This window comes from Salegentibacter tibetensis, from assembly GCF_020164485.1.
Lineage (GTDB): Bacteria > Bacteroidota > Bacteroidia > Flavobacteriales > Flavobacteriaceae > Salegentibacter > Salegentibacter tibetensis.
Genome location: NZ_JAIQZA010000140.1, coordinates 1 through 286, shown reverse-complemented (window position 1 = coordinate 286; position 286 = coordinate 1). Strand labels below are relative to the sequence as shown.

The window sequence follows — 286 nt, the reverse complement described above, 5'->3', positions numbered from 1 at the left end:
GAGATAGTGGCCCTCCGTAAGCGAGCCACGAACCTTCTTGTAACCCTTCTCGACGTTGTAGCCCTTCTTAAGCTCAGTCTGGTTGCCGTACGGCACTGGCGGCTGGACAAGGTCTTCGTACTTGCGCATGCACAGAGTCACACCATTCCACATGCCAGTCACCTTGTCCTTCGAGGCGTTCTCCGCCTTCGGCAGCTGCGGCACACTGAGGTCACGGTTCGAGAAGTCAAAGGCGCTAACAAGGTTACTCATCTGCTCGCGGCGCCACTTGTTCAGCTCCTTGACC

At 57.0% G+C, this 286-nt stretch carries 1 protein-coding gene; it reads right to left on the bottom strand.

From position 1 onward, the window contains the following. On the bottom strand, positions 1-286 hold a 286-nt coding region (locus tag LB467_RS18845; protein ID WP_224475685.1), incomplete at both ends, for a hypothetical protein.